This window comes from Flavobacterium humidisoli (genome assembly GCF_023272795.1).
GTDB classification, from domain to species: Bacteria; Bacteroidota; Bacteroidia; order Flavobacteriales; family Flavobacteriaceae; genus Flavobacterium; species Flavobacterium humidisoli.
This window is the reverse complement of record NZ_CP096829.1, coordinates 4700307-4713018: the sequence shown is the minus strand read 5'-3', so window position 1 is coordinate 4713018 and position 12712 is coordinate 4700307. Positions and strand designations below refer to the sequence as shown.

11 protein-coding genes are annotated in these 12712 nt (G+C 32.6%); 9 read left to right on the top strand and 2 right to left on the bottom strand.

What is annotated here, in order from left to right:
• The first annotated feature begins 12 nt into the window (after nucleotides 1–12).
• The 5 genes from M0M44_RS19940 to M0M44_RS19925 all read left to right on the top strand — a co-directional run bounded on the left by M0M44_RS19940 (nucleotide 13) and on the right by M0M44_RS19925 (nucleotide 4159).
• Complete coding sequence (locus M0M44_RS19940) at nucleotides 13–756, top strand: rhamnogalacturonan acetylesterase (RefSeq protein ID WP_248727282.1); 744 nt, start codon at nucleotides 13–15, stop codon at nucleotides 754–756.
• Between the two features lie 229 nt (nucleotides 757–985).
• Nucleotides 986–1519 (top strand): YcxB family protein, encoded by a 534-nt coding sequence (locus tag M0M44_RS23965; RefSeq protein WP_420842744.1) that lies wholly within the window; start codon nucleotides 986–988, stop codon nucleotides 1517–1519.
• Between the two features lie 156 nt (nucleotides 1520–1675).
• On the top strand, nucleotides 1676–2116 hold the full coding sequence (locus M0M44_RS19935; RefSeq protein ID WP_248727281.1) for a hypothetical protein: 441 nt from the start codon (nucleotides 1676–1678) through the stop codon (nucleotides 2114–2116).
• Nucleotides 2117–2298: 182 nt separating this feature from the next.
• A complete protein-coding gene (locus M0M44_RS19930) occupies nucleotides 2299–3588 on the top strand; it encodes a DUF4861 domain-containing protein (RefSeq protein WP_248727280.1) in 1290 nt (429 codons plus the stop codon).
• Between the two features lie 394 nt (nucleotides 3589–3982).
• The gene (locus M0M44_RS19925; RefSeq protein WP_008467640.1) at nucleotides 3983–4159 is read left to right on the top strand and encodes a histone H1; all 177 of its coding nucleotides are present in this window, start codon (nucleotides 3983–3985) and stop codon (nucleotides 4157–4159) included.
• Between the two features lie 204 nt (nucleotides 4160–4363).
• Here M0M44_RS19925 and M0M44_RS19920 read toward each other — a convergent pair whose 3' ends face one another.
• Nucleotides 4364–5119 carry a response regulator transcription factor gene (locus M0M44_RS19920; protein WP_248727279.1) on the bottom strand — a complete coding sequence of 252 codons (756 nt, stop codon included), beginning with the start codon at nucleotides 5117–5119 and terminating at the stop codon, nucleotides 4364–4366.
• A 218-nt stretch (nucleotides 5120–5337) separates the two neighbouring features.
• Here M0M44_RS19920 and M0M44_RS19915 point away from each other — a divergent pair, with 218 nt between their 5' ends.
• Nucleotides 5338–6516, top strand: a complete 1179-nt coding sequence (locus M0M44_RS19915; RefSeq protein WP_248727278.1) for a serine hydrolase domain-containing protein — start codon at nucleotides 5338–5340, stop codon at nucleotides 6514–6516.
• 65 nt (nucleotides 6517–6581) lie between these two features.
• On the opposite strand, the gene M0M44_RS19910 is transcribed toward M0M44_RS19915, so the two are convergent.
• Complete coding sequence (locus M0M44_RS19910; protein WP_248730016.1) at nucleotides 6582–7622, bottom strand: GntR family transcriptional regulator; 1041 nt, start codon at nucleotides 7620–7622, stop codon at nucleotides 6582–6584.
• A 389-nt stretch (nucleotides 7623–8011) separates the two neighbouring features.
• Here M0M44_RS19910 and rhaT point away from each other — a divergent pair, with 389 nt between their 5' ends.
• The 3 genes from rhaT to M0M44_RS19895 all read left to right on the top strand — a co-directional run bounded on the left by rhaT (nucleotide 8012) and on the right by M0M44_RS19895 (nucleotide 12712).
• Nucleotides 8012–9061 (top strand): L-rhamnose/proton symporter RhaT, encoded by a 1050-nt coding sequence (rhaT, locus tag M0M44_RS19905; protein WP_248727277.1) that lies wholly within the window; start codon nucleotides 8012–8014, stop codon nucleotides 9059–9061.
• A gap of 27 nt (nucleotides 9062–9088) precedes the next feature.
• A complete protein-coding gene (locus M0M44_RS19900; RefSeq protein ID WP_248727276.1) occupies nucleotides 9089–11233 on the top strand; it encodes a bifunctional aldolase/short-chain dehydrogenase in 2145 nt (714 codons plus the stop codon).
• Between the two features lie 204 nt (nucleotides 11234–11437).
• On the top strand, nucleotides 11438–12712 hold the full coding sequence (locus M0M44_RS19895; RefSeq protein WP_248727275.1) for a sugar isomerase: 1275 nt from the start codon (nucleotides 11438–11440) through the stop codon (nucleotides 12710–12712).

Below are 12712 nucleotides of genomic sequence, written 5' to 3'. Positions count from 1 at the left end.
AAACAAAAGAAAATGAAAAAATATATCATACTAACACTTCTGATCACCACAGTAAGTTTTGCCCAAAAAACATCATTGTATTGCATTGGAGATTCTACCATGGCAAATAAAAAAGATCCGGATAAAAATCCAGAACATGGTTGGGCTCAGGTATTGCAACCTTTTTTTAAAGAAAACATAACAGTAATCAATAAAGCGGTAAACGGACGAAGCACTAGAAGCTTTATCAATGAAAAACGCTGGGATTCTGTTTACAACAAACTTAAAAAAGGAGATTATGTCTTTATAGAATTCGGACATAACGATCAGAAAATAGAAGATTCTACGCGTTTCACCAATCCGCATACGGCATACAGATACAACCTGATTCGTTTTGTAAAAGAAAGCAGAGAAAAAGGTGCTATTCCAATATTATTAACTTCCATTTCAAGACGTAACTTTAACGAAAAAGGAGTTTTGGTGCCAACACATGGCGATTATCCTTTAGAAACCCGATTGGTTGCACAAGAATACAATGTACCTTTTATAGATTTAGAGTACTACACCGAATTATTAGAACAATCTTACGGGCCAGAAAAATCAAAGCAGCTTCATCTCCATTTCAAAGCAGGAGAAAATGCTTTTTATAATACAGACAAAGCCGATGATACGCACCTTTCCTTATTAGGTGCAAATAAAATTGCTGAAATTGTAATTAACCAAATTAAAATTTCGAAAGATGCGTCGTTAAAGAACCTTAAGAACGGAATTAAGTAAAAACATTTTTAAATTTAAGATAATGAAGAGAGAGGGAAATTTGTATTTCCCTTTTTCTTTTTGTTTCCTCTTTTGTTTTTTTAGCATTTAATATAATGGAAGAATAAAGAATAAAGAATAAAGAAATAAATCTAGCCTTATTTTAATATTATAAAAGCTTCTAAGTCTACTTAGTCCTTTTTTCTTGATATACTTTTGCATTGAATAATATACCAGAGAAAATAAAATTATGAGAGCGGCTAATTTTTCATTAGAGTTTCAGTTGAATATTTCTGAAATTAGAAAACTTAACAAAATGTACTTTGAACACTTGTTTAAGGAGCGTCTAATCTATGTTTTTTTTGTCGTTGCATTAGTTATGCTTTTTCTCGATTTTATTAATGAAGCTGATCTTTTTCAATGGTTCATCAGTTGTCTAGTAACACTTGTTTTGTTAGTAATCATTCAATTCTTTTGTCTTGATGCGATATGTAGAATGATATTCTTCTTAACAAAGTGGCTTATAAAGTATAACAAATTTTATAGCAGATATAAACTCACTTTTACCTATTCTGATGTTTGCGTTCGATCTCCGATAAGAGAATTAAAACATAAGTGGACAAAAATTGAAAAAGTCATTTCGACTAAAAATTTCTTATTTCTCTATGTAAAGGAAAGAAATGCTTATATAATTTCTATTTCAAAGAAAGATCATAATTGTCAACAGATTGAAGAATTGGTTTCATTTGTTGAAAATCATGTCATGCACGTGATAAAAGTCTAATGCATTTTTAATAACAATATCAAAAAATACCTTATTCTGATTGTTTTATGGCTTATTGGAGCTAATGAATTATTGATACAACTATAATTTTGCTACATATTTTAGTAGTGAATTCTTCAGTTCAATGGAGGAGTTTACTTTTCAAAAAACAAAAAGATGCAAAAGGAGCGAGTTTTAGTGGTTGATAATCAAGGTTTTTTTCTGAAAATGTTTAAGAGAAAACTTAAAGATGAGTTTGAATTTTTTGAAAAATCTTTTACAGAACCATGTGAAGGCACAATAAATCAATACGATCGAATTATTTATGTGGTCTACAAGAGAGAAGAATTGCTTAGTTTTTTACAAGAGGAAAAAAGAGCAAATACTTTGGTTTGTTTGTTTAATGGGCAACTTTACAGGAGCTTATCTTTTCTAGAGGGAATCAATAATTTGATTTTGTTTGATGAATCAAAAACTAGTCGTGAAATTTTTAAAGAAGTAAAGCTCTTTCTGAAAAAGAAATTAGATTTCAAAAGAGAAAAAATGACAGTGAGGCCATCTAATACGTCACAATCAAAGTTTAATGAATATTATAAAGCGATGTATTTTTTAATGTAATTTATTTTATTTTTTATATTTTTTTCGATCATATTATTTGATAATAATGTGTTTAAATTGCAGGATAATTGTTGTTCATTATCCTGCTTTTTATTTATTTTTAAAGTTTTTTTGATTTTTAAGTGTCATTATAACAATTAAAAATCTTAAATTGTTCTGAAAAAATAAAGAATAAAGAAAGAATGAAAAAAAGAGTATTATTTTATCTTCCAATTACTTTAGTTACAGTATTATTAGCGAGTTGCAAAGTTTCTCAAAATGTATCAGAAAAAACAATTGTTTTAAAAAATAGTAGTTCTCTGGCGCTCTCGCAAAAAGCAATTTCTATAAAAAGAGAGAATATAGGAGAAAGCAATGTAAAAGGAGTTTTCCCTATTTTACTTTCAAAAAAAGATACAATTCCAGCACAGACAAATGATCTTAATGGCGATGGAAAATGGGATGAACTTTTCTTTACAACTGATTTTTCTCCAAACGAAGAAAAAGTCATTCAGTTAAAATGGTCAGATATAGATCCGAAGTTTACAATAAAAACCAGTGCACGTTTTGGAAAACGAGAAGGAAAAGATCTTCCTGTTCATCCAGATACACAAGAGGTTTTAATGGCAAATCAGGTTCATAAAAAATTAGGTTATCAAAAATACCAAACAGACGGGCCGACTTGGGAGAATGACAAAGTTGGTTTTAGACATTATCTAGACGGAAGAAATTCTAAAGATGTATTTGGGAAAAAGCTTCCAGGAATAACTCCCGAAAACGTTGGTATAAATAGCAAAGGCGCGGTTGAAGATAATTATCACGTGATGTACGATTGGGGAAGAGATATTTTTCCGGTTGGGAATTCTGTTGGTTTAGGCGGTTATGCATTGTTGATTGATAATAAAATAGACCGACTTGGAATTTTGGGCAATGACACCATAAATAATGTAGAAAAGACGACTTTTAAAATTGTAGCAGAAGGACCGGTAAATTCTGTTTTAAGCTATCACTATCAAAACTGGAAAGCCTCTGAAAATCTTTACCAAGTACAGGAAACAACTTCTATTTGGCCAGGAATGTATGGTTATAAAAATACGGTTTCAATAGATGGCATTAAAGGCAAAGAAACATTTCTAGCTGCCATTTCTAATTTGAACAATAAAAATCCGCTACAGGTTATCGAAGCTGGAGATTGGATATGTCTAATTCAGCACGATTATTTGACTTATGAACGCCAATGGATTTTGGGAACAGCAATTTTAGTTCCTTCAAATATTTATCAAGGTTATATTGAGGCACCTAAAACAGGACAGTTGACCGATTCGTATTTGGCAAAATTAAAAGTTGATAATAAAAAAGAGATTAGTTATTATGCGATTGCAGCTTGGGAACTGAGTGCCGATAAAGGTTTTAATGATTCTGCATTTTTTACTAATTATGTGACCAATTTAGCCAAGCAGCTTTCTGCTAAAATAAAAGTCGAAATAAAATAATTGCTACAGAAGAAGGACTCTTTCGCTCTTATTTATGATCTGTAAATATTTCTATTTTTAATGAAAATTAGTCGACGCAGCTCTCTCAATAGAGGAGTTTTTTCCTTGTCTGAGCAGTTTTTCCATATAAAAATTAACAAATAGAAGCGTTTTAAAGGCTTATTTTAAATTAAAAAACCTCACTTCTACAAAGCATTAAAAGAGCGATTTTGAAAACAGGATAAAAATAAGTGTTTGATTGTGAATAGTTTGTGTTTACAAGTGTTTTGAAAAATAGGAGAGTCAATTTATTGTAAAGAAAATGAATGAAAAACTGCATTAAATTTAACAGCAAAATTGTTGTAACTATCACACAAACTTTTATTTTTGTGGCTTAATTTAACAATATATAAGCATGAAAGATTTATTAGTAAAAATCAACGCCGAAATTGAAACATTCAAAGCTGAAGCTGAATCTTTGACTGAAAAAGGAATTAAAGCTGCTGGACCAAGAGCACGTAAATCAACTTTAGAAATTGAAAAACTTTTAAAAGAGTTCAGAAAAGTTTCTATCGAAGAATCAAAAAAATAATACAACTAAAACCTCGTCAATCGACGAGGTTTTTTTATGGATTAAAAGTAGTGAAGAGTGAAAAGAGAAAAGAGAAAAGAATTATAAACTTAAAGATCTCGTATTTTCAAAGAAAACTTAGCGCCTTTCTTCGTATGTCACTTCGCACCGCAAAAAAAAAACTTAGCATCTTAGAACCTTAGCAACTTAGTATCTTAAAAAAAATTATATCCACTTTAGTTTCGTGGCAATGGAACATGCTTCAGCAGTATTATTAACTTTCATTTTTTCCAAAATGTTTTGCCTATGACGGCTTACAGTATTGATGCTAATAAATAGGAGGTTTGCAATCTCTTTACTTTGTTTTCCTGCCTGAAGCATTTTAAGAATTTCTTTTTCTCGTGCAGAAAGAAAGAATTCATTTTCTTTCACATTTTGTTTTACAATATTTCCAGTTGCGGTATTTATTATTGCACCTTCGTAGTGGAGGGCAAGTGAAAAATCAAAATTGTAGAAACAAAGCGCCAATTCTACATCTTCGTACTGATTTGAAAAATAGAACATCTTGTGCAATAAAGATTTTCCTGTGGTTTCATCATTCATTCTCAATTTACTGATTACACAAAAGTTTCTTCGTTCTTCAGTCGGAATCGTTTTTATAAACTGAAAAAAATGAAGTTCTAAAAGATATTTTTGCAGTACATCATCTGAGTTTAATTTGCCAAAAAGCTCTTCTTCCCAAATACTCTCAATTTCTTGCACTTGATCTTCTTTAAAAATTTCAAGTTCTTGGGCAATTTTACCCGAATAGATGTAGCTTTTATTGTTGTATAAATCGCTTAAAACAGCAATGCCATTTTCTAAATCAGCAAAATTCTGCGCAATTTCCTGACATGTTTTTAAAACCTTTTTATTATTTATGTTTCCTGAGTTTTTTTGCTCCAAAAGCTGTTTGCTCAAATCATCTTTTATGTTTTTCATAAAAATGGTTATTTATGAGTATTGTCTTATGCTTTTACGCCGAATATATTTGTATGATTATATGGACTGAAATATAATAAAAAATGGGGTTTAAAATAATTATAAAATTCTTAATCATTTTACTTGACTTATTATCAAGTTGTTTGAGGTAAACATATTGCTCCTAAGGCTTTGTGAAAAAGTAGAATGAATTGATTAATGCTTAATAAATCAAAATCATGAAAAATCTTCTTTTAATTATTTTTTTTATAAGTATAATTTCTGTTCAAGCACAGAATTCCACCTTAAAACGGCTTGACGGAAGTACAATTTCAACCGATAGTTTGACCGCGACTATTCAAAACCTAATGTACAAAGCCGATGTAAAAGGATTGGCTATAGCTGTTTTTAATGCTAAAAAGCCTGTTTATATGAAAACTTTTGGCTTTAGTAATGTCGAAACCAAAAAGAAGTTAGAGTTTCAGACCAATCTTTATGGAGCTTCTTTAAGTAAAGCGGTTTTTGCTGTTTTGGTTATGAAATTAGTAGAAGAAGGAGTCATAACCTTAGACAAACCGCTTCAGGATTATCTCCCGAAACCTATTTATGAATATGATTTTAAAGTATGGCACGAAGATTTTAAAGAATTAAAATCATATCCAGAATATAAAAAAATAACCGCTAGAATGTGCCTCGATCATACTTCTGGCTTGCCTAACTGGCGTTGGTTCGAATCTGATGAAAAGCTCAAAGTTAAGTTTGAGCCAGGAACTAGATACAGTTATTCTGGAGAAGGGCTTACGTATCTTCAAGTTGTTTTGGAAAAAATTACTGGGAAAACCTTAGAAGAAATGGCTCAGGAAAGAATATTCAAACCGCTGGGAATGATAAATTCAAGCTATAAGTGGCAAGAAAAATTTGAAAAAGATTATGCTTACGGATATGACAATGATGGAAAGATTCAGGAAAAAGACAAAGACAATGCACCGAGAGGAGCAGGAACGCTTGAAACTACAATAGAAGATTATAGCAAGTTTATAACAGCAATTTTGAATAAAAAAATATTAAGTGCTAAATCATATAAAGAAATGTTTAGTCCGCAGATTCGCATTCGTTCTAAAAATCAGTTCGGACCTGGAGCATTAGAAGATGGTAACTGGAATGATAAAACGGAGCTTTCTTATGGTCTGGGCTGGGGAATAGTAAAATCACCGTACGGATATGGAGCTTTTAAAGAAGGGCAGGGCTCTGGTTTTCAAAATTACAGTATTGTTTTTCAGGACAAAGGAATTGCAATGCTGATCATGTCTAACAGCTATCCGACAGGTCAAATAATAAAATATTTACTAGAAACGGGAATCAAAGACACTTATACACCGTGGGAGTGGGATCAATATATTCCGTATGATAAAAAGTAAGTTTCTGAGATGCTGAGATGCTGAGAAAAAAACTCAGAATCTCAGCATCTTAGAAACTTAGCATCTTAGATAGAATTTCTATCAATAAAATTAAAAGGCACTTTTACCTGACCTTTTTCTTTATTCAAAATCATTCTCGCAGCAGTTTCTCCCATTACATTAAAATCTGTAGACATTACAGTAATGCCAAGTAAATCTTTTAAAGGAGTATCATTGTATGAAATGACACCGATATCTTTTCCTAAAACAAACTCTTCATCGCGAATCTGTTTCACTAAATTGACCAGATCAGATTCTTCAATAGTGATAAATAAATCTCCTTTTTTAAGAATCATATCATCGTAAACTTCACTCAGAATTTCAAAATTGATTTCATGTTCCACACAGAATTTTCTAAATCCGTGCAAAATTCTTCTCGGATACGGATTAACCGCTTTGTCTGGATATACTAGAATTAAACGTTTGTATTTGGATATTTTAGAAAGACCTTCTATTAGCGCGTTGTAAATGTCATTTTCAAAATCCTGATAAATTTTGATTACTTCATCTCCAGCTCCAAGTTTAATATTGTCTAAAATAACCAGCTTTTCTTGCGGAATATTTTTAATAGCATTAACAACACTATCTGTAAAACTGGAATGCTTTAATTCTTCTGTTTTAAAATGTGTTGTAATGACGTAATAATCGTAAGCGCCTTCAAACTTATCTAAAATATTCAGAAATAAAGTTTCGTCACAGTGATAAATTTGAAGATCAACATGGGCATTTGCGCCTAAAGTATTAATAAAGGAGCTGTAGGTTTTCATTTTATACGAACTCAATTTATTGGTCAGAAATAAAATATTGACCTTAGATTCCAATTTTGTTCGAGTAATGTAATAGCCTTTTCCTCTAATTGAAGAAATGATTTTTCGCTCTTTTAAAATATTATAGGCTTTCTCAACAGTATCACGAGACATATAGAATTCTTCGCTGAAACTATTTATAGAAGGAATTTTTTGATTGATTTTTAAATTTCCGTTGGCGATGTTCTGAAGAATAGAGTCAACAATTTGTTTGTATTTGGGAACTCGAGAGTCTTCGTCTATTTTAATAAGTTTAATCATGTTCATTGTGAGGAAATTTATTTCGCATTTCGGCGAAACTCATTTTAATTCTAAATATTTTTTTTAAAATCTCTTCTTTCAAAAAGAATCTAATTCACAGAATCATTTTTGTCATAAAAAAAGAGAATTTGTCAAGGCTTGTAATCTTTTTTTTATGATTTCTAAATTTTGACCTTAATGCAGAATCAATAATTACGAAATCGATTGCTAAAATAGCCATTTTAAATTTATTTACCCAATAATTACAAGCCGTTATTTGTAATAATCTTTAGTTTTAACAAAAAATATAAAATACGTAAAGGATAGTACAGGACAGTTTTGTTTTTGACATTCTCTTATTTTACAAAACCAAATCACTATCTAACAAACCAAAAACCAAAAATTATTAAATGGAATCATTATTAGGAATCATTTTTCATTCTATCGGAGGATTTTCTTCGGGTAGTTTTTATATGCCTTTTAAAAAAGTAAAAGACTGGGCTTGGGAAAGCTATTGGCTTGTAGGAGGGTTTTTCTCTTGGCTGATTGTTCCGCCAATTGCAGCTTATTTAACGATTCCAAATTTTACAGAAATTATTGCGGCAGCTTCTCCATCAATAAAAACCTTCACTTTTACAATGGGGTTAATTTGGGGAATTGGCGGTTTAACCTATGGTTTAGGCGTTCGTTATTTAGGAATGTCTTTAGGAAACTCAATTACTTTAGGATTCTGCTCTGCATTTGGAGCTTTAGTGCCTTCAATTTATTATGATATTGTTCCAACAGAGGGTAAGATTTCATTTTCTCACATGCTTACTAATACTGGTGGTCAGATCGTTTTATTTGGTGTGGTTGTATATCTAATCGGAATTGCCATTTCTGGAAAAGCAGGTATGCTGAAAGAGAAGGATTTTGCAACAGGTCACGAAGATAAGGATAAAGATTTCAACTTAGTAAAAGGTTTGATCGTAGCCGTGATTTCAGGAATTTTAAGTTCATTCTTTAATTACGGAATCGAAGCTGGAAAATCTATGGCAGAACATGCTGTAGTAAATGGTGCAAATCCGTTATTTCAAAACAATGTGACTTATGTTGTTTTGCTTTGGGGAGGATTAACATCCAATTTTATCTGGTGTCTTTATTTGAATTTTAAAAACAAATCAATTAAAAATTACACAGATAAATCGACTCCAATAACTAAAAATGTTTTGTTTTCTGCTCTTGCTGGAACCATGTGGTTTTTACAGTTTTTCTTTTACGGAATGGGAGAAAGCAAACTTGGAAATGGTGCCAGTTCGTGGATTCTGCATATGGCAACCATCATTTTAACAGCAAACTTCTGGGGATTTTATTTGAAAGAATGGAAAGGTGTTTCTAAAAAAACTTTAAGGACTTTTTTCTGGGGAATTGGGCTTATTATGCTTGCAATCGTTTTGGTAGGAATTGGTAATTCATTATAAATACAAGAAAATAATTTAAAATACTATATGTCGAATACAAACACAATTAATAATATGAATTTTAAGCATGTAAGCTACCTTTGGGATGAAGCTAAGGCAGCAGCATTAGCAGGGGATGAAGTAGCGCTTTTTATTTATCGTTCTAACTTGTTAGGGGCTGATTTAAGATTGACCAACTACGGAGGTGGAAATACTTCTGTTAAAATTACAGACAAAGATCCTCTTACAGGAGAATCTTCTGAAGTAATGTGGATTAAAGGTTCTGGCGGTGATATTGGAACGTTGACAAAATCTGGTTGTGCAGCTTTGTATTTGGACAGACTTCGTAACCTTGAAAATGTATACAGAGGTATTGAGTTTGAAGATGAAATGGTAGAATTATTCAACCACTGTATTTTCGATTTAGCGTCAAAAGCGCCTTCAATCGATACGCCTTTACATGGTTTTCTTCCGTTCAAACATATCGATCATTTGCATCCAGATGCTGCAATTGCTATTGCTGCTGCGAAAGATGGAAAGAAAATCACAGAAGAATTATTTAACGGAGAAATTGGCTGGGTAGGCTGGCAACGTCCAGGATTTGATCTTGGTCTTCAGTTGAGAGCTTGTTTAGAAGAAGCAGAAAAAAAAGGTAAAAAACTACGCGGAATCATGTTAGGTTCTCATGGTTTATTTACTTGGGGAGATACTGCGTTTGATAGTTATATCAATACGCTGGAAGTAATCGAGAAATGTGCTTCTTATTTAGAAGATAACTACGGAAAAAAACGTCCAGTTTTTGGAGGTAAGAAAATCGACAGTCTTCCAGAAGCAGACCGTAAATTGAAAGCTGCAAAAGTAGCTCCAATCTTAAGAGGTTTCTGTTCGTCAGAGCGTCAAATGATTGGTCATTATACAGACGATGCAAGAGTTTTGGAATTCATTAATTCGAATGATCTTTCAAAATTAGCTCCATTAGGAACATCTTGTCCAGATCACTTCTTAAGAACTAAAATCAGTCCATTGGTTTTAGAATTAGATCCAAACGAAGATTTATCTGATGTTGCAGCTGTAAAAGCAAAATTGGCTCCTGCTTTTGAAGCATATCGTGCCATGTACAAAGACTATTACAATGCCTGTAAAAAATCAAATTCGCCAGCAATGCGTGACCCAAATCCAGTGGTAATTTTATATCCAGGAGTTGGTATGTTCACTTTTGCTAAAGATAAAACAATGGCGCGTTTGGCATCTGAATATTATATCAATGCAGTAAACGTAATGAAAGGTGCTGAAGCAGTTTCAGAATATACTTCTTTACCGCATCAAGAAGCTTTTGATATTGAATATTGGTTACTAGAAGAAGCTAAATTACAGCGTATGCCAAAACCAAAAGCATTATCTGGTAGAGTAGCTTTAATTACTGGTTCTGCAGGCGGAATTGGTAAAGCTATCGCTAAAAAATTCGCTCAAGAAGGTGCTTGTGTTGTAATTAATGATATTAATGAAGAGCGTTTGCAAGGCGCATCTGAGGAGTTTATTAAATCTTTTGGTAAAGATGCCGTTTCTAGCACTTTATTGAATGTTACAGATGAGTTGAGTACAGAAAAAGCATTAGACGAAGCTTGTTTAGCTTTTGGAGGTGTTGACATTGTAGTGAATAATGCTGGAATCAGTATTTCTAAATCTATTGCCGAACATACTTTAGAAGAGTGGGATAGATTATACGATATCTTGGTAAAAGGACAATTTATTGTTTCTAAAGCCGGAATCGAAGTAATGCGTAAGCAAGGTTTTGGAGGAGATATTGTAAATATCGTTTCTAAAAATGCTGTAGTTGCTGGTCCGAATAATCCGGGTTATGGTTCGGCTAAAGCAGCGCAGGCGCATCTAACACGCTTAATGGCTGCGGAATTAGGAGCAGACAAAATTCGTGTAAATACAGTAAATCCTGATGCCGTAATTTCAGATTCAAATATTTGGTCTGGCGGATGGGCAGAAGGTCGTGCAAAAGCATATGGAGTAACAGTTGAAGAGCTTCCGGCTTACTATGCGAAACGTACGTTATTAAATGAAATCATATTGCCTGATGATATCGCAAATGCTTGTTATGCTTTTGTTGGAGGTTTACTTGGTAAATCTACAGGAAACGCATTAAACGTAGACGGCGGTGTAGCAATGGGCTTTTATAGATAAAGATTGTTTAGGTTTTTTATATAAGTTTGTTTAAGCAAAAGTGGTTTTTTGTGGTCTAGCGTTCGAATTCTTTCGAACGTTAGATTTTTTTAGCATATAACAATTCGCTTTAACAACTAAAACTTAACAAAAAAGTGAAGTAAAACGGGAGTTCACAGCGTATAAAGTTATATCTTGTAAACTCTATTAAAATATCAAATTACTATGTTAATCTCATCAAACCACATCGAATCTCATAACGAAGATTTGTTAAAAAAACATCAGAATAAATTAGTTTTTACAGCGTCAGAAATAAATGATACAGAAGCGATTATACAGAAATTAATCGACTTTCAAATTGCAATTCCATCTTGGGCTTTAGGAACAGGAGGAACAAGATTCGGGCGTTTCGCTGGAGGAGGAGAGCCTCGTTCTATAGAAGAAAAAATTGAAGATGTTGGTTTGCTTCACAAGTTAAACAATGCTTCGGGAGCCATTTCACTTCATATTCCTTGGGATATCCCGACTGATTATAAAGCAATCAGAACACTTGCAAATCAGCACGGATTAAAATTCGATGCTATGAACTCGAATACTTTTCAAGATCAAGCAAGCTCTGAGCACACTTACAAATATGGTTCTTTACAAAATGTAAACAAAGCGGTTCGTAAACAAGCTATCGCTCATAATATTGAAGTTGTTAAACACGGAATCGAATTAGGTTCTGAGTCTTTAACCATTTGGCTAGCTGACGGTTCTAACTTCCCAGGACAGTTAAACTTCAGAAAAGCGTATCAAAATACTTTAGAAAGTTTAGAGGAAATCTACGATGCATTGCCTTCAAACTGGAAATTGTTTTTAGAATATAAATGCGCGGAGCCTAACTTTTATTCTACGACTGTAGCAGATTGGGGGCAGTCTTATTCGTATGTTAAAAAGTTAGGCGACAAAGCGCAGACTTTAGTCGATTTAGGTCATCATCTTCCAAACGCTAATATCGAGCAAATCGTTTCTTTATTATTGATGGAAAACAAATTAGGCGGATTCCACTTTAATGATTCAAAATATGGCGATGACGATTTAACTGCTGGAGCTTTAAAACCGTATCAATTATTTTTGATTTTCAATGAATTGGTAGAAGGAATGGATGCAAGAGGAATGAATCACGCCAAAGATTTAGGTTGGATGATCGACGCTTCTCATAACATCAAAGATCCATTAGAAGATTTATTGCAATCTGTAGAAGCTATTATGATTGCTTACGCTCAGGCACTTTCTGTAGATAGAAAAGCATTAGAGCAGGCACAAGAAGAAAATGACGTCGTAAAAGCACAAGAAATTCTTCAAAATGCATTCCGTACAGATGTTCGCGCATTAGTTGCCGAAGCTCGTCTTCGTTCTGGAGCGGCTTTAAACCCTGTAGCATTATACCGTTCGATTCAAGTAAGACAAAATCTTATTGAAGAAAGAGGTTTAAAAACAATGGCAACGGGATTATAA